Source organism: Pseudonocardia sp. (assembly GCF_025465255.1).
GTDB lineage: Bacteria > Actinomycetota > Actinomycetes > Mycobacteriales > Pseudonocardiaceae > Pseudonocardia.
Genome location: NZ_JAODNI010000033.1, coordinates 42,532 through 58,326, shown reverse-complemented (window position 1 = coordinate 58,326; position 15,795 = coordinate 42,532). Strand labels below are relative to the sequence as shown.

General features: G+C 73.2%; 16 protein-coding genes. 7 read left to right on the top strand and 9 right to left on the bottom strand.

Features of this window, described 5'->3' with window-relative positions; all coding sequences use genetic code 11:
- Positions 1-131 precede the first annotated feature (131 nt).
- The 3 genes from JWP64_RS03660 to JWP64_RS03650 form a co-directional block, all read right to left on the bottom strand.
- Positions 132-446: a DUF3099 domain-containing protein gene (locus JWP64_RS03660; RefSeq protein ID WP_297492238.1), complete on the bottom strand. Its 315-nt coding sequence runs from the start codon at positions 444-446 to the stop codon at positions 132-134.
- A gap of 76 nt (positions 447-522) precedes the next feature.
- Positions 523-936, bottom strand: coding sequence for a metalloregulator ArsR/SmtB family transcription factor (locus JWP64_RS03655; RefSeq protein WP_297492236.1), 414 nt, complete (start codon positions 934-936; stop codon positions 523-525).
- Positions 937-978: 42 nt separating this feature from the next.
- Positions 979-1,554, bottom strand: coding sequence for an HhH-GPD-type base excision DNA repair protein (locus JWP64_RS03650; protein ID WP_297492234.1), 576 nt, complete (start codon positions 1,552-1,554; stop codon positions 979-981).
- A 53-nt stretch (positions 1,555-1,607) separates the two neighbouring features.
- Here JWP64_RS03650 and JWP64_RS03645 point away from each other — a divergent pair, with 53 nt between their 5' ends.
- Entirely contained in the window at positions 1,608-3,182 is a 1,575-nt protein-coding gene (locus tag JWP64_RS03645; RefSeq protein ID WP_297492232.1) for a methyltransferase, read from the top strand.
- Between the two features lie 34 nt (positions 3,183-3,216).
- Positions 3,217-3,648, top strand: a complete 432-nt coding sequence (gene dtd, locus JWP64_RS03640) for a D-aminoacyl-tRNA deacylase (protein WP_297492230.1) — start codon at positions 3,217-3,219, stop codon at positions 3,646-3,648.
- 128 nt (positions 3,649-3,776) lie between these two features.
- Here dtd and JWP64_RS03635 read toward each other — a convergent pair whose 3' ends face one another.
- From JWP64_RS03635 to JWP64_RS03625, 3 genes are all read right to left on the bottom strand, one after another.
- Positions 3,777-4,142 carry a hypothetical protein gene (locus JWP64_RS03635; protein WP_297492228.1) on the bottom strand — a complete coding sequence of 122 codons (366 nt, stop codon included), beginning with the start codon at positions 4,140-4,142 and terminating at the stop codon, positions 3,777-3,779.
- A gap of 85 nt (positions 4,143-4,227) precedes the next feature.
- The gene (locus tag JWP64_RS03630; protein ID WP_297492226.1) at positions 4,228-4,692 is read right to left on the bottom strand and encodes a helix-turn-helix transcriptional regulator; all 465 of its coding nucleotides are present in this window, start codon (positions 4,690-4,692) and stop codon (positions 4,228-4,230) included.
- Positions 4,693-4,750: 58 nt separating this feature from the next.
- Complete coding sequence (locus JWP64_RS03625; RefSeq protein ID WP_297492224.1) at positions 4,751-6,550, bottom strand: alpha/beta fold hydrolase; 1,800 nt, start codon at positions 6,548-6,550, stop codon at positions 4,751-4,753.
- 267 nt (positions 6,551-6,817) lie between these two features.
- Between JWP64_RS03625 and JWP64_RS03620 the strand changes: the two genes are divergently transcribed.
- Both JWP64_RS03620 and JWP64_RS03615 read left to right on the top strand, forming a co-directional pair.
- Positions 6,818-8,215 carry an alpha/beta fold hydrolase gene (locus JWP64_RS03620; RefSeq protein WP_297492221.1) on the top strand — a complete coding sequence of 466 codons (1,398 nt, stop codon included), beginning with the start codon at positions 6,818-6,820 and terminating at the stop codon, positions 8,213-8,215.
- Positions 8,216-8,422: 207 nt separating this feature from the next.
- Entirely contained in the window at positions 8,423-9,532 is a 1,110-nt protein-coding gene (locus JWP64_RS03615) for a sigma-70 family RNA polymerase sigma factor (RefSeq protein WP_297492219.1), read from the top strand.
- 237 nt (positions 9,533-9,769) lie between these two features.
- On the opposite strand, the gene JWP64_RS03610 is transcribed toward JWP64_RS03615, so the two are convergent.
- Positions 9,770-11,245 carry an aldehyde dehydrogenase gene (locus JWP64_RS03610; protein WP_297492217.1) on the bottom strand — a complete coding sequence of 492 codons (1,476 nt, stop codon included), beginning with the start codon at positions 11,243-11,245 and terminating at the stop codon, positions 9,770-9,772.
- A gap of 140 nt (positions 11,246-11,385) precedes the next feature.
- Between JWP64_RS03610 and JWP64_RS03605 the strand changes: the two genes are divergently transcribed.
- Positions 11,386-11,925, top strand: coding sequence for a flavin reductase family protein (locus JWP64_RS03605; protein ID WP_297492214.1), 540 nt, complete (start codon positions 11,386-11,388; stop codon positions 11,923-11,925).
- A 49-nt stretch (positions 11,926-11,974) separates the two neighbouring features.
- Here JWP64_RS03605 and JWP64_RS03600 read toward each other — a convergent pair whose 3' ends face one another.
- Both JWP64_RS03600 and JWP64_RS03595 read right to left on the bottom strand, forming a co-directional pair.
- Positions 11,975-12,649, bottom strand: a complete 675-nt coding sequence (locus JWP64_RS03600) for an HAD family hydrolase (protein WP_297492212.1) — start codon at positions 12,647-12,649, stop codon at positions 11,975-11,977.
- A 73-nt stretch (positions 12,650-12,722) separates the two neighbouring features.
- Entirely contained in the window at positions 12,723-13,913 is a 1,191-nt protein-coding gene (locus JWP64_RS03595) for a CdaR family transcriptional regulator (protein WP_297492210.1), read from the bottom strand.
- A 287-nt stretch (positions 13,914-14,200) separates the two neighbouring features.
- Here JWP64_RS03595 and JWP64_RS03590 point away from each other — a divergent pair, with 287 nt between their 5' ends.
- Both JWP64_RS03590 and JWP64_RS03585 read left to right on the top strand, forming a co-directional pair.
- Positions 14,201-15,019, top strand: coding sequence for an ABC transporter ATP-binding protein (locus JWP64_RS03590; protein WP_297492208.1), 819 nt, complete (start codon positions 14,201-14,203; stop codon positions 15,017-15,019).
- A gap of 62 nt (positions 15,020-15,081) precedes the next feature.
- Positions 15,082-15,780 carry an ABC transporter ATP-binding protein gene (locus JWP64_RS03585; protein ID WP_297492245.1) on the top strand — a complete coding sequence of 233 codons (699 nt, stop codon included), beginning with the start codon at positions 15,082-15,084 and terminating at the stop codon, positions 15,778-15,780.
- Positions 15,781-15,795: the final 15 nt, after the last annotated feature.

Below are 15,795 nucleotides of genomic sequence, written 5' to 3'. Positions count from 1 at the left end.
CGCCGCAGCCGGCTGCGCCGCCGCGGCGATCGCGGTCGGCCGGCGCGGCGCGCGGCCCGGCTGACCGCTCGTGCAGACGTTCGCGGGCCGACGCACAGATCAGCATGTGCGCCCGCGCGCGAACGTGTGCGTCAGCTGTCGATGACCGGGTGGTCCCGGCTCTCGAGCTCCTTGTGCTCGCCCTTGTAGCGGTTGGGCTTCTCCGTCTTGAGGGGGAGCCGGTCGTTCGCGATGAGCACCGCGATCCACGGGAGCGGGATCGAGATGATCAGCAGACTCACCGCCAGCCAGGGGATCTGGTAGAAGACGGCGGCGAGCACCATGCAGGGAATGCGCATCCCCATCATGATCTTGTAGCGTCGTTTGCGGATCACCAGCTCTTCCTCGTACGAGAGCGGTGCATCCGTGATGAGTACGGGATCGGAGTCCCGTCGCGGGTTGGTCACCGGACCACCTCCTCCACCATCCTGTCACCGGGTGCCGGAGAATGCGCGCCCATCTGACAGGGGATCTGCCGCGTGCTCACTCCGGCTCGTCGGGTTCGTCCGAATGTCCGTGGGCGTGCAGCCGTACCGGTGCCACCGCGTCCGCGGAGACGACCTCCAGCAGCCGGCGCGCCAGCCCGTCCGCCATCCGGTACCGGACGAGCCGGCCCTCCCGGTGCGCGGTCACCATCCCGTGGGCGCGGAGCAGCCGCAGCGCGTGCGAGACGGCGCTGTCGCTCATCCCCACCGCGACCGCCAGGTCCGAGACGCACAGGTCCCCGGCGTGCTGCAGGGCGAGCAGGATGCTGAGCCGGTTGACCTCGCCCAGCGCGTCGAGCACGGTGGCCGCGTGCTGGACCCGCTCGGCGTCGGCGAGGACGGCGGTGGCGTCGCACACCTGGTCCGGATCGATGACGCGGAGACCGCGACGCGCGGTGGGGACCTTGTGCACGGGACCGATGCTAACCGTCCCCGATCACGTCCCGGCCGCCGCTCACTTCCCGGACTTCGCGGCGGCCTTCGCCTTCTGCTTGAAGTCCCGGACGAGCTCGAGCGACGCCGCGTCGACGACGTCGGCCACCGACCGGTGCGAACCCTCCTCGCCGTAGCTCCCCGCCGCCTCGCGCCAGCCCTGCGGCGTGACGCCGCGCTGCTTGCCGAGCAGCGCGGTGAAGATCTGTGCCTTCTGGGCGCCGAACCCGGGCAGCGCGCGCAGCCGCGCGACGAGTTCCTGCCCGTCCGCGACGTCCGACCAGATGCCGGTGACGTCCCCGTCGTAGCGCTCGACGATCACCGTGTGCAGTGCCTGCACCCGCGCCGCCATGGCCTTCGGGTAGCGGTGGAGCGCGGGCGTCGCGGCGAAGATCGCGACCAGCTTCTCCGGGTCGTACGCCGCGATCTCCCGGGCGTCGAGGTGGTCCGTCCCGAGCCGCCTCGCGAGCTCCGCCGGGGCGGCGAACGCACGCTCCATGGGGATCTGCTGGTCCAGCAGCATGCCCGTGAGCAGCGCCGACGGGTCACGGTCCAACAGTGCGTCGGCGTCGGCGTCCTGCGCCAGGGTGAGGCTCACGGGCGGGCACTCTACCGGGGGCGGCGGTGCGACCACCGATCACGAGCGCGAGGATGGACGTCGTGCCCGAGCGCCTGCCACCCCCCGCCCTGCCCCTCGACCTCTGCCAGTGGCTCCGCGGCCGCTTCCTGCACCTGGACTTCACCACCGGCGGGGTGCGCGCCCTGCTCGGGGACGAGGCGCACTCGGCCCTGTCCCGCGGCGAGCCCGAGGCCCCGACGCGGGCCACCCGGGGCGCCGGCGAGCTCGGCACGCTCGTCCGGTTGTTCCTGCTCGGCGGCACCGAGCCGGAGTCCGACGTCGAGGGCGCGCTCGGCAAGGTCGACCGCTACGTCGCCGCCGGCCTGCTGAGCAGGGCGGACGACGGCTTGCGGGCCGCGCTCGACCTGCGTCCCTACGGCGAGGGCGGGGACGCGAACGAGCTCGCGGACGCGGACTGGTACGTCCTGTCGGACCTGGACACGCCGGCGTCCCGGCAGGACCGGGACCACGTGACGGGCGTCGGTGGGGCGTCGCTGACGCTGGCCGCGTCGATGGTCCGGCGTCCGGTGCTCGGCACGCTGGACCTCGGTACCGGCTGCGGCGTGCAGACGCTGCACGCCTCGCGGTTCTCCACGGTGCTGGTCGCCACGGACGTCGCGGACCGGGCCCTGGCGATGGCCCGCTCCACCTTCGCCCTGAGCGACGTGCACACCGCCGAGCTGCTGAAGGGGCCCTGGCTCGAGCCGGTCTCGGACCGCGAGTTCGACAACATCGTGTCCAATCCGCCGTTCGTGCCGGGCCCGCCGCGCGTCGACTACGTCTACCGGGACTCCGGCCGCGCGGGCGACGAGGCGATCGCCGCCCTGCTCGCGGACCTGCCCGGCAGGCTCATGCCCGGCGGCGTGGCGCAGCTGCTCGGCTCGTGGCTGCACGTGCTCGGCGAGGACTGGCCGGACCGCGTGGCGGGGTGGATCCCGAGGGGTTGCGACGCGTGGATCCTGCAGCGCGAGGTGACGGACCCCGCGATGCACGTCGGGGTCTGGCAGCGCGACGCCGGGCTCGACCTCTCCTCCCCCGACGCCCGGGCGCAGGCGGCCGCGTGGCTGGACTGGATGGAGGGCGAGCGGGTCGAGGGCGTCGGCTTCGGGTTCCTGCTGCTGCGCAAGCGCAAGGACGGGCGCGAGGGCACCGTCGTCGTCGAGGACCTGCCCGGGGACCACGGCGGTCTCGGCGAGGAGATGACGGGTTGGCTGGACCGCGTCGACTGGCTGCAGGAGCACACGAGCGACGAGGCGCTGCTCGGTACGCGGCTCAACCTCGCCCCCACCGCCGTGCTGGAGCAGTACTCCGTGCCGGCCTCCGGGGACGACCGGGGCTGGGCGGACGCGGGCTCGGCGGTGGTGCGGGCGGACGGGCCGCGGTGGCGGCACGAGGTCGACGCCCCCGCGGCGGCGCTGCTCGCCGGCTGCCGGGGCGAGCTGCCCCTGGAGGAGCTGCTGACGTTGCTGTCGTTCGCGCACGACCGGCCGATCGACGAGCTGGTGCGCGCGACGCTGCCGGCGGTGCGGGAGTTCGTGCGGCACGGCGTGCTGCTGCCGGTCGACGGATGGGCCCCCGTCCCCCGGTGGCGCGGGCAGCGCTCCTGATGCGGGCTGGGCCCGTGATGCGGGCTGGGTCCTGATGCGCGCCGTCGCCGCCCGGGTCACCCGGGCCTCGGTGACGGTCGACCGCGAGGTGGTCGGCGCGATCGAGGGGGAAGGCCTGCTGGTGCTCCTGGGCGTCCGGACGGACGACACCCCGGAGACGGCGGAGTGGATGGCGCGCAAGCTCCACGAGCTCCGGATCCTCGACGGCGAGCGGTCCTGCGCCGAGGCCGGGGCACCGCTGCTGGTGGTCAGCCAGTTCACGCTCTACGGCGAGGTCCGAAAAGGACGCCGCCCCTCGTGGACCGCGGCGGCCCGGCCCGAGGTGGCCGAACCGCTGGTCGACGCGGTGGTGGCCGCGCTGCGGGCGCGCGGCGCCCACGTCGAGACCGGTGTGTTCGGGGCGCAGATGGCCGTCGAGTCGGTGAACGACGGCCCGTTCACGGTGCTGGTCGAGAGCCCGGGCTGAGCGCGCGGCGGGGCTCCCCGGACGGCCCGGGACGGCGCATCACCGAATCGGAGTGCGCCGTGCCGGCCACCGAGGACCCCGCCGCGGAGATCGTGCCTCGCCGAGGGCGCGCACGTCCCGGGCCCGGATCAGCTCTTGGCGGAGCGGGTGCGGGTGGTCTTGGCCGCGGTGTCGTTCACGGCGTCGGTGACGGTCTCGGTCGCCTTGGTGGCGGCCTTGTTCGCCTGCTCGCCGATCACCTCGACGACCTGCACGCCCGCGTCGAGCAGGGTGCGGGCGACCTGGCGCTGCCCGGCGACGATCTTCTGCACGACGTCGAGGGTGGTGTCGAAGGCGGTGTCCAGCGCGGCGTGCGCGTCGGCGGAGGTGGGGCGGTGGCCGGTGAAGGTGCCGGCGTAGTCCTGAACGGTGTCCGCCCAGGTCTTGACGGCGGATGTGACGGCCTCCTGGCCGCGCTTGGCGTAGTCCGCGAACTGCTCGGTCGGAGCGCTCATGAGAAGTGCCTCTCGTGAAGGAAGTGTCGGCCTTGCGCTTCCTAAACTACGCACGATCGTTAAGTATTTCAAGCAACGCGGCGCGTCACACCGCGGACTTCTCGACGAAACTCCGGTAGACCCCCAGCAGGGCGAGCTTCTGCTCCTCCGAGAGCCGCCCGTCCGCGGCGATCGCCTCCTCCACCCCGGACACCGGCGCAGCCCCCTGAACGGTCGAGCCGTGCGGGCCCGCCGCCGCGGCGGTGGCCCCGGCCGCGGCCGGGTCCGACGCCCAACCCACCTGCTGCAGCAGCTGCTCGGTGGAGAGCTGCAGCGCGTCCGCGATGGAGTGCAGCACCTTGAGCGACGGCTGGTGCAGCCCGCGCTCGACCTGGCTCAGGTACGCGTTGGAAACCTTGGTCATCGACGCCATCTCGCGCAGTGACAGCTTGGCCATCTGCCGCTGCGACCGGATGAAGCCGCCGAGCGCGTTGAACTGCGCCGCCCAGCCCTCGGGGCGCGGACCCTGCGACCCCGCACTCGAGGAACGGGACGACGAACCGGTTGCCATGAGCACATTGTTCCTTCTACGGGGCCTGCGCCGCACGCAGCACCCCGGAGGCGGCCGTTCAGCCGGTCACGTAGCTCCCCGGCGCGTCGCCCAGGACGGGGTGGGTCGTGCCGCCGATCGCGGGCGACGTGCGCATCGCGCCCGCGCGCTCGGCGATCCACGGCGTCCAGTCCTCCCACCAGCTCGCGCGGTGCTCCCCCGCGTCGTCACGCCAGTCGTCGGCGTTCGCCGGCAGGTCCGCGGACTCGCCGAACCAGTGCCGGGACTTCTCCGACGGCGGGTTCACGACGCCGGCGATGTGCCCCGAGTTCGAGAGGACGAACCGCACGGTGCCGCCGAGCTTCGCCGCCCCCTTGTAGACGGACTTCCACGGCGCGATGTGGTCCCGCTCCGCGCAGATGACGTAGGCGTCCTGCGTGACGTCGGCGACGTCGAGCCGCTCTCCCGCGAGTTCCAGCTTGCCCTCGGCGAACTGGTTCTCGACGTAGCAGGTGCGCAGGTACTCCGTCTGCATCGCCGCCGGCATCCGGGTCGAGTCCGAGTTCCAGCTGAGCATGTCGAACGCCGCCGGCGGCTCGCCGAGCAGCCAGTTGTTCACCACGTAGTTCCACATCAGGTCCGTGGACCGCAGCATGTCGAACGTCGTCTTCATCTTCTCCGCGGGCAGGTAGCCGTCCCGCTTCATCACCTTCTCGAGACGGTCGACCGTCGCCTCGTCGACGAAGACTCCGAGCATGCCGGGGCCGGTGAAGTCGAGCAGCGTGTTCATCAGCGTCAGGCTGTTGATCCGGTCCTCGCCCTTCTGGGCGAGCCAGGCGGCGGTGGCCGCGGACATGGTGCCGCCCAGGCACAGTCCCGCGACGTTGACCTTCGGCGCCCCGGTGATCTCCTGCACCACGTCCAGCGCGGCGACGGGGCCCTCCCGCAGGTAGTCGCTCATCGTCAGGTCCCGCAGTGCGGAGTCCGGGTTGCGGTAGCTGATCATGAAGACGGTGTGCCCGTGCTGCACCGCCCACTCCACGAGGCTCTTCCCCGGCGCGAGATCCATGATGTAGTACTTGTTGATCCACGGCGGGCTCATCAGCAGCGGGACCTCGTGCACCTCGTCCGTCTGCGCCTCGTACTGGATCAGCTCGATCAGCCGGTTCCGGTAGACCACGCGGCCGGGCGTCGCGGCCAGGTCCTTGCCCACGACGAACTGACCGGGCGTGGTCTGGCGCGGCAGCCCGCGGTTCTGCACGACGTCCCGCAGCATGTTCGCGAGGCCCCGGACGAGGCTCTGCCCGCCGGTCTCGAGCGCCTTCTTCAACAGCGCCGGGTTCGACGCCGGCCAGTTCACCGGCGAGGTGGCCTCGACCAGCTGGCCGACGACGAAGTCCACCTTGCGCCGCGCGACCGGCGACAGTTCGGTCCCGGCCGCGAGCTCGCTCAGCCGCGCGGCGAACAGCGCGTGCTGCTGGCGGCAGAGGTAGTACCAGGCGTTGCCCTGCCACGCCGGGTCGCTGTAGCGCTTGTCCTTCGCCGGCAGGTCCGCCGGGCCCTCCTTGGTGCCGCCGACGGCCCGGGCGGCCGACGCCACCGTCGCGCGGGCGGCGTCCCCGCCCCAGCCGAGGCCGACCTTGAGCGCGGACCGCGGGTGGGTGATCACCTGGCGCACCGCCTCGCGGACGGCGCCGCCGAGGCCCACGGGATCGATCCGGGCGGCGGTGGTGGCGGGGTCGAGCAGCTCGCGGAGCTCGGCGATCAACGCGGTGACGCGCGCCGTGGCGGCCTCCGCCCTCGCCGTTCCGGTCGCGGGTTCGGCGGCGGCGCCGATCACGGTGGGGTTGCTCGCTCCGGTAGGTGCGGTGGTGGACATCGGTGGCCAAGCCTCCCGTGGTTCGTGGATCGCGTCCGTCGCCGCGAGCAGATGCCCAGGTCGTGGGGCCCCTCGGGGCGGTGATCCCATCGTGAGGGGTACTCGCCGGTAGCGCCGGATGGCGGACCCGGGTCACGTGTATGCCCCGTCACCTGCGCTTGAGATAGCAAGCGCTACCAATGGGTAGCTCCGCGTTGCTTGGGATCCTCATCACGGTTACCGTTCGGTATCGGACTTCTCCGACATCGAAGGAGATGGGAGACGGCCATGACTGCTGCTGCACAGACACCGTTGGAGCTGCACCGCAGGTCGAGGAACGCCGGACCGCAGGACGGCTCGGACGACTTCGCCTCCGTCCCGCTGGCCGGCACCTCCGGCCCGGTCCCGGGCGGGCGCGGCGACGCCGACGACGGCTCGCCGCACCCCGACCCGCTCCGCTTCCTGGCCGGCTACCACGCCGTCACCACGGCCCGGAGCGTCGCCGAGCTGGCCCGCGCGACCGCGACGGCCTGGGTCGACACCGTCACCCACTTCACGACGCCGCTGGAGACCGCCGCGCGCGGTATGGCGTGGTGGTCGACGATGCTGGACCGCCGGGTGCCGCAGTGGCACCTGCCGAACGAGATCGTGCTCAGCACGCCGTTCGCGCACCTGCGGGACTTCACCGCACCCGAGGACCGCGACGACGCCGTCGTGCCGACCCTGGTGCTCCCGCCGCAGGCCGGGCACTCGTCGACGGTCGTGGACTTCTCGCCGCAGCAGAGCCAGATCGCCGTCGTCCGCGCCGCGGGCCTGACGAAGGTCTACTCGCTGGACTGGCGGCCGGCCACCTCCGCGACGCGCACGGTCACCGTCACGGACTATCTCGACATGATCGACCGCTCGATCCGCCGGATGGGCGGGAAGGCGAACCTCGTCGGGGACTGCCAGGGCGGCTGGCTGGCCACCATCTACGCCGCGCTGCACCCGGAGCGGGTGCACACGCTCACGCTGGCCGGCGCGCCGATCGACTTCCACGCCGGGGACTCCGTCATCGCGGCCTCGACGCTGGCGATGGCCGGGAAGCTGGGCATGGCGCCGTACAAGGCGCTCGTCGCGGCCGGCGGCGGGAACATGCCCGGCCGCGCGGTGCTGGCGAACTTCATCATGATCCAGCCGCAGTCCGAGATCTCCCGGCAGCTGCAGCTGCTCGAGAACATCGACGACGCCGCGCACGTCGAGCGCTACCGCGTCTTCGAGGACTGGTTCAAGCACACGCAGGACATCCCGGGCGCCTTCTACCTCTGGCTCGTGGAGAACCTGTTCTGGAAGAACCGGCTGATCTCGGGCGAACTGGAGATCGACGGCCGGAAGGTGGACATGAGCTCCATCACGTGCCCGTTGTTCCTGCTGGCCGGCTCGACGGACCACATCACCCCGCCCGCGCAGCTGTTCGCGGCCGCGGACGCCGTCGGCACCCCCGCGAAGAAGATCACGAAGCGGACCGCGACGGGCGGGCACCTGGGCCTGTTCATGGGCCGGGACGCGCTGCGTCACGACTGGCCGCCCCTGCTCGAGGCGGTGCGGAAGCTCTCGGACACCGATCCGCGGAGCACCAGCCGCAGGCGGCGGGCGTCGAAGGCGGTCGCGGACCCGCGGGACACCCCGCGCGTGCCCGCGCCGTGACGACGAGGCGGTAGGACGGCGTCGCCGGACGATCCCGAACCGTGATCTTGCCCAAAAGGTGATCTGCATTGACCCGGACGGGGGATGCGTATCGCGGGAACGTTTGTCCGGCGACGTGCGTTCAACCCTGTAGAACCCCGGCGGTTCCGACCAATCAGCAGCTTCCAGGTCGCCAGTACCGCCCGGGTCGCATGGGGAGGAACGTAGATGACAGCGCCGACCACCGTGTCGCCGAAGGCCGCCGAAGCCGCCACCGCGCGGACGGCTGCCCGCAAGTCCCCGGTCCGGAAGTCCACCGGCTCGCCGCGGAGCCTGCCGAGCCAGCGTACCTCTTCCGACGAGGTGGAACCGTCCGCCCGGCCGGAGCTCACCGCCGAGGACCTCGACGCGCAGAGTCCCGCCGCGGACCTGGTGCGTGTGTACCTCAACGGCATCGGCAAGACCGCACTGCTCACCGCCGCCCAGGAGGTCGACCTCGCCCGGCGGATCGAGGCGGGCGTCTTCGCGAAGCACAAGCTCGACACCGCCGCCGACACCGGCGAGGAGATCGAGGCCGGGCTCGCCCGTGACCTGCGGGCCGTCGTCCGCGACGGCGCCCGGGCTCGCAACCACCTGCTGGAGGCCAACCTCCGGCTCGTCGTGTCCCTGGCCAAGCGCTACACCGGCCGCGGGATGCCGCTCCTGGACCTCATCCAGGAGGGGAACCTGGGCCTGATCCGCGCCGTCGAGAAGTTCGACTACGCGAAGGGCTTCAAGTTCTCCACGTACGCGACGTGGTGGATCCGACAGGCCATCACCCGTGGCATGGCGGACCAGGCCCGCACCATCCGGCTGCCCGTCCACCTGGTCGAGCAGGTCAACAAGCTGGCCCGGATCAAGCGGGACATGCACCAGCGGATGGGCCGCGAGGCCACGCACGAGGAGATGGCCGAGGAGTCGGGCCTGCCCGTCGAGAAGATCGCGGACCTGCTGGACCACGCCCGTGACCCGGTGAGCCTGGACATGCCCGTCGGCACCGACGAGGAGGCCCCGCTCGGGGACTTCATCGAGGACGCCGAGGCCGCGGACGCCGAGAACACCGTGATCTCGCACCTGCTGCACGACGACCTGCGCCGGGTGCTCTCGACGCTGGAGGACCGCGAGCAGGCGGTGATCCGGATGCGGTACGGCCTGGACGACGGGCAGCCGCGCACGCTGGATCAGATCGGTCGCCGCTTCGGGCTCTCCCGCGAGCGGGTCCGCCAAATCGAGCGTGAGGTCATGGCCAAGCTGCGGATCGGTGAGCGGGCGGACCGCCTGCGCGCCTACGCCAGCTGACAGCCGGCCACCGCCGAAACGACCAAGATCCGGCCCGGGCGCCTTCGTCCGGGTCGGATCTCGTTCCCAGGCCGGCGCCGCCCCCGGGCTCCCCACGAGTACAGGGCGGCGCCGACCGAGAGCAGTGTGTCGGTCGGGCGGGCCCCGCACACCCGCGACAGGCCCCCCGATCGGCTGACGCCCCCCGGACCGCCCGTCCGGGTGATCCGCTGCCGGACGGCTTTCGGGCCGGACGGCTCACCCCAGGGTGAACGGGTCCCGCGTCTCGCCGCTGAGCTCCACCCACACCGCCTTCTCCTCGGTGTACTCCGAGACCGCGCCCGCGCCGTTCTCCCGGCCCAGGCCGCTGAGCCCGACGCCGCCGAAGGGCACGCTCGGCGCCACCACGCGGTAGGCGTTGATCCACACCGTGCCCGCCCGGATCTTCGCGGCGACCCGGTGGCCGCGGTGCACGTCCTTCGTCCACACCGCGGAGGCGAGGCCGTACGGCGTGTCGTTGGCCAGCTCGACCGCCTCCTCCTCGGTGCGGAACGTGTACGCCGAGAGCACCGGGCCGAAGACCTCCTCGCGGACGATCGTCGACTCCGGTCCGACGCCCGTGAGCACCGTCGGCTGCACGAAGTAGCCGCCCAGACCCTCGTCCGCGCCGCCGCCGTAGGCGACCGTGGCGCCCTCGTCCCGCGCGGTGCGCAGGTAGCCGAGGACCTTCTCGTACTGCGGGCCGTTCGCGACCGGCCCCATCTCGGTCTCCGGGTCGTTCGGGTCCCCGAGCCGGATCTGCGACGCGCGCTCCGCGACGAGCCGGACCAGCTCGTCGTGCACGTCCTCGTGCACGATCAGCCGGCTGCCGGCCATGCAGGTCTGCCCGGTCGCCGCGAACACGCCCGCGACCAGCCCGTTCGCCGCCGCCTTCAGGTCCGCGTCCGGGAACACGACCTGCGGGGACTTCCCGCCGAGCTCCAGGGTGACCTTGTTCAGGTTCTCCGCCGCGGCGTGCGCCACCGCCCGGCCGGTGGCCGTCGAGCCGGTGAACGCGACCTTGTCCACGCCCGGGTGCCCGGCCAGCGCGGCCCCCACCTCCCGGCTCTGCCCGGACACGACGTTGACGACGCCCGGCGGAAACCCCGCCTGCTCGATCAGCTCCGCGAAGGCCAGCGTGGACACCGGCGAGTGCTCCGACGGCTTGATCACGATCGTGCAGCCGGCGGCCAGCGCGGGCGCGAGCTTCCAGGTCATCAGCAGCAGCGGCGAGTTCCAGGGCGTGATCGCCGCGACGACCCCGACGGGCTCGTGCCGGGTGTAGACGAGGTAGTTCGGGTTCGGCGAGGGGATCTGCCGGCCCTCGATCTTGTCCGCGAGCCCCGCGTAGTACGCGTACCAGCCGCCGAGCCCGGTCAGCTGGCCGATCATCTCGCGGTAGAGCTTCCCCGAGTCGGCGACCTCGAGCCGGGCGAGGCGTTCGGCGTTCTGCCCCACCAGCTCCCCGAGGCGCCGCAGCAGCGCGGCCCGGGCGAAGCCGGTGGTGGCACCCCACTCGCCGTTCAGGGCGGTGCGGGCCGCGGACACGGCGGCGTCGACGTCCTCCGGGCCCCCGTCCGGGACCAGCGCCCACGGCCGACCGGTGTACGGGTTCTGGGATTCGAAGGTCCGGCCGGACTGGGCGTCGACGGGCTTGCCGCCGATCAGCATCGAGAACCGCTCGAGATCGGCCATCGGGCAGGGCACCTCCACCACGTCGTGTGCCGTCGACCTTCGCACGAGCGACGACCCGGCGGCAACGACCTGCGCGGAGCGCAGGGCGATCCGGCGCACGGCGGATGGTCAACGTCCCCGTCGCTGCCTACTGTCGGGGTATGACGGGATCAACGCCGAGCACCAGCACCGCTCCCGAGGCGGTCACCGCGGCGACCATGCGGGACGTCCTCGGCCACTTCGTGTCCGGCGTCGTGGTCGTCACCGCACAGGGGCCGGACGGCCCGCTGGGCTTCACCTGCCAGTCCTTCGCGTCGCTCTCGCTCGCCCCCCCGTTGATCAGCTTCTCCCCCGCCCGCACGTCGTCGACGTGGCCGCGGATCCGGGAGGTCGGCTCGTTCTGCGTGAACATCCTCGCCGAGGACCACCAGGAGGTCAGCAACGCGTTCGCGCGCTCCGGTACGGACAAGTACGCGGGCAAGAACTGGCGGCCGGCCCCGTCCGGGGCCCCGATCCTCGACGGCGTGAGCGCCTGGATCGATTGCACCCTCTGGAACGAGTACGACGGCGGGGACCACACCGTGGTCGTCGGGCGCGTCACGGATCTCGGTGCGGACCCGGCCCGGCTTCCGCTGACCTTCTACCGGGGCAGCTACGGCATGGCCCCGCCCGCGGGGACCGCGGACGCCGAGGAGAACTGAGTCCGGGGACAACCGGCTCCGGGGAGAACCGGCTCCGAGCTCTCCTGGCTCAGCCGGGCAGGCCGAGCAACGCCGGCAGGTCCGCCACCGAGTCGATCACGGCGTGCGCTCCCGCCCGGCGCAGCACGGGCTCGGAGTGCGCGCCGGTGCGGACCCCCACGGCGAGCCCGGCCCCCGCCCGGACCGCCGCGAGGATCCCGGCGCTCGCGTCGCCGGCGACGACGGCGTCGGGCAACTCCACCTCGGTGCGCCTCGCCGCGCCGAGGACCAGCGCCGGATCCGGCATGCCGCGCCCGCCGGCGTCGGAGGGCGAGAGCACGGCGTCGACGAGGCCGGACCAGCCGAGCGCGTCGATCACCGCGTCTCGGGTCTCCGGCCCGAACCCGCAGACCAGCGCGACGGCCACCCCTGACGCGCGCAGCATCTCGATCGCCGCCCGGGCCCCGGGGATCTCCCGGATCCGCCCGGCCGCCACCGCCGTGGCCAGGCAGGCCTCGTAGGCCACGGCCGCCCGTCGCGCCAGCTGCATGTCGCCGTCGAGGAGATCGCCGAAGACGGTCAGCGTCGCCCTGTCCATCGTCGCCTCGGCCTGCCGGCGCAGCGCGGGGAACCGCGGGCCGTCCAGGGGGACGCGCACCGCGGTGAGGCCACGCCGGACCGCGTCGAGGACGAGCCCGTCGTCGGCCACGGTGGTGCCCGCCATGTCGAGAACGGCCAACCGCATCCCCGCACCCCATCGGCCCGAGATGGCCGGCCGGGAACACCCGGTCGTCGGGCGGGTGAACGGCTCGTGCCGGTCAGGCCCGTCCGGACGCGGGAGGGCGGGCCCGGGCCGCCATCACGCCGAGGCTCAGCAACAGCCGGTCCCGCGGATCGGCGATCCGGCGCCCGGTGACCGCCTCGATCCGGCGCAGCCGGTAGATCACCGTGTTGCGGTGGCAGAACAGCGTCCGCGCGGCGTGGGTCGGCGAGCCACCGCTGATCAGCAGCGCGTCCAGGGTGTCCAGAAGCACCTTCCGGTCCGCCGCGGGCAGCCCGAGCAGGCCGCCGAGCGCGGAGTCCAGCACCCGCGGCAGCAGTTCCGGGCTGTCCGCCAGCAACGCCTCCGGCAGCCGGTCGTCGAGGACGGCCAGGCCCGCCGCGACGAGCGTGCGGACGGCGGCCTGCGCCATCCGGTAGCCGGCGTCGGCCATACCCAGGCCCTCGACGAGGCCGGACAGCCCGACCCGGCCGACGACGCTCGGCTCCAGCAGCGCGCCGATCTCCCGGGCCGAGCGCCCCCGCGCGGCCACCAGGCCGACCATCTCCCCCTGCCGCAGCGCCCACACCGAGTCGATCCCCTGGGCCGCCAGGGTCTCCTGCGGATCGTGCAGCGGATCGTGTCCCGCGGTCTCGACGCAGCCGACGGCGCACAGCAGCGGCCCGGTGTCCGGGAGCCCGAGCACCACCGCCGCGTCCCGGACGAACCCCGGGTCCCGCCCGCGGCCGCCCAGCAGCCCGTCCAGGGCGGCCCGCCGCCGGCTGAGGTCGTGGCCGCGCATCCGCGACTCCTCCTGCCGGTAGGCGTCGACGAGCACCGCCGAGCTGCCGTCGTTGGTCCGCCAGATGTAGCCGGCGGCGTCCAGCAGGGCGACGTCGTACGCCCCGTCGAACCGCTGCCGCGACGCCGTGAGCAGGGCCTCCCAGATCAGTCGCCCGCCGAGCCGGTAGCCGTGCAGCACCGCCTCGAGCGGGACGCCCTGCCGGGCCCGGGTCCGGCCGGTCTCCCGCGTGCTGTCGACCGGGTCGACACCGTCCGGAACCGTGCCGGCGAGCACCTGGACGCCGCGGTGGAGGTTGCGCAGCGAGGCGTCGCGCAGTTCGTCGATCAGGCCCAGCTCGCCGTAGCAGGACTCGTGCTGCAGGATCTGCAGGGTCAGCCGGTCCGCGAGCAGGTCGATCTCGTCGAGGAGCACGGCGCCGAGCACGCGGAGCGCGTCGTCGACCACGGGGTCGTGTCGTGCGCCGCGCACACGACGGTGTCCCGGAGGCGTCGGCACAGCCTCGGACGCCCGCTCCCCGCCGGTGGACAGCACGACGGGAACTGTGCAGCAGGACGGCCCTCGTCGTCCACCCATTCGGGCGTTCCGCCCAGCGATCGGCCAGCGATGTTGTGCGCTGCGTCCATGGCGGTGTCTGGTCCCAGCGCCCAATCTGGACCCCGTCCGGATGACGCCGCTCACCCGGTCTCGTCACCCCCCTCGTCACCGCCGACGACGCCCGGAGGCCGCGCCCCGTGACCGAGCCCAGGCCCGATCCCGTCCCCCCGCCGGGCGCCGTCCGCACGGCCGCGCCCTTGTTCGCCGTCGACGGCGTGGAGGTCCGCTTCGGCGGGCTCGTCGCCCTCGACGACGTCTCGCTCGCCGTCGCGCCGGGGTCGGTGCACGGCGTGATCGGCCCGAACGGCGCCGGCAAGACGACCTTGTTCAACGTGTGCTGCGGCTTCGTCCGCCCGGACGCCGGCACCCTGTCCTGGCACGGCGAACCGGTCCGGGACCTGCGCCCGCACAAGCTCGCCGGGACGGGGATCGCCCGGACCCTGCAGGGCGTCGGGCTCTTCCGCGGCCTGACGGTCACCGAGAACGTGATGATCGGCGCGGACCGGCACCGCCGAGCGGGTTTCGGGTCCGCCCTGCTCGCCCTGCGCCGCTCGGACCGCGACGAGCGTGCCCTACGGGACCGGGCCCTGGCGGCCCTGGACGAGCTGGGCGCCGCGCACTACGCCGATCGGCTGCCCGGCAGCCTTCCCTACCCGGTGCAGAAGCGGGTCGCGCTCGCCCGCGCGCTGGTGGCCGAACCGGAGATGCTGCTGCTCGACGAGCCCGCGAGCGGCCTGGGCGAGGACGAGATGGCCGAACTCGGCGCACTGATCCGCACGCTGACCGCGCGGATGGCGGTCGTGCTGGTCGAGCACCACATGGACCTGGTGATGAGCGTCTGCGACCGGATCACGGTGCTGGACTTCGGCAAGGTCGTCGCGGACGGGCCGCCGGACGAGGTGCGCGACGATCCCGCGGTCGTCGACGCCTACCTCGGCGAGGAGGCGGTCCAGTGAGCACCTCGGCGGACACGGGGGCCGAGGGCCTTACCGCGACCTTCCCGAAGGCGGCCCTCGCCGTGCGCGGGCTCACCGCCGGCTACGGTCCGGTCCGCGCCCTCGACGGCGTCGACGTCACCGCCGAGCGCGGGCACATCACCGCCGTGCTCGGCGCCAACGGCGCGGGCAAGACCACCCTGCTCCGGACGATCTCCGGGCTCGTCCGGCCCACCGCCGGGAGCGTGCACGTCGACGGCACGGACCTGACCGCCGCTGCGGCGGAGAAGATCGCGCGGGCCGGGGTGGCCCACGTGCCCGAGGGCCGCGGCGTGATCACCGAGCTGACGGTGGAGGAGAACCTCCGGCTCGGCGCGCTGCTCGGCTCCGCCCGGAAGCGGACCGAGCGCACCGCCGAGGACGTCTACACGATGTTCCCCGCACTGGCCGAGCGCCGTCGCCGCGACGCCCACACCCTCTCCGGTGGAGAGCGGCAGATGCTGGTCATCGGCCGGGCGCTGGTCTCCGGGCCGGACGTCCTGCTGCTCGACGAGCCGTCGCTGGGCCTCGCGCCGCGGATCGTCTCGCAGATCTTCGGGATGCTCCGGGACCTGGTGCGGGAGACCGAGCTGGCGATCCTGCTCGTCGAGCAGAACGCGCGCAGCGCCCTGTCCATCGCCGACGTCGGGGTCGTCCTCGGGCTGGGCCGCGTCGTCGCCACCGCACCCGCGGCCGAGCTCGCCGCGGACGACGCCCTGCGGCACGCCTACCTCGGATTCTGACCCTCCCTCGCGGGG

Excerpts from the sequence above, each read along its gene's own strand:
- JWP64_RS03645 (WP_297492232.1), top strand. The coding sequence starts at position 1,608 with ATGGACGTCGTGCCCGAGCGCCTGCCACCCCCCGCCCTGCCCCTCGAC.
- dtd (WP_297492230.1), top strand. The coding sequence starts at position 3,217 with ATGCGCGCCGTCGCCGCCCGGGTCACCCGGGCCTCGGTGACGGTCGAC.
- JWP64_RS03635 (WP_297492228.1), bottom strand. The coding sequence starts at position 4,142 with ATGAGCGCTCCGACCGAGCAGTTCGCGGACTACGCCAAGCGCGGCCAG.
- JWP64_RS03630 (WP_297492226.1), bottom strand. The coding sequence starts at position 4,692 with ATGGCAACCGGTTCGTCGTCCCGTTCCTCGAGTGCGGGGTCGCAGGGT.
- JWP64_RS03625 (WP_297492224.1), bottom strand. The coding sequence starts at position 6,550 with ATGTCCACCACCGCACCTACCGGAGCGAGCAACCCCACCGTGATCGGC.
- JWP64_RS03620 (WP_297492221.1), top strand. The coding sequence starts at position 6,818 with ATGACTGCTGCTGCACAGACACCGTTGGAGCTGCACCGCAGGTCGAGG.
- JWP64_RS03615 (WP_297492219.1), top strand. The coding sequence starts at position 8,423 with ATGACAGCGCCGACCACCGTGTCGCCGAAGGCCGCCGAAGCCGCCACC.
- JWP64_RS03610 (WP_297492217.1), bottom strand. The coding sequence starts at position 11,245 with ATGGCCGATCTCGAGCGGTTCTCGATGCTGATCGGCGGCAAGCCCGTC.
- JWP64_RS03605 (WP_297492214.1), top strand. The coding sequence starts at position 11,386 with ATGACGGGATCAACGCCGAGCACCAGCACCGCTCCCGAGGCGGTCACC.
- JWP64_RS03600 (WP_297492212.1), bottom strand. The coding sequence starts at position 12,649 with ATGCGGTTGGCCGTTCTCGACATGGCGGGCACCACCGTGGCCGACGAC.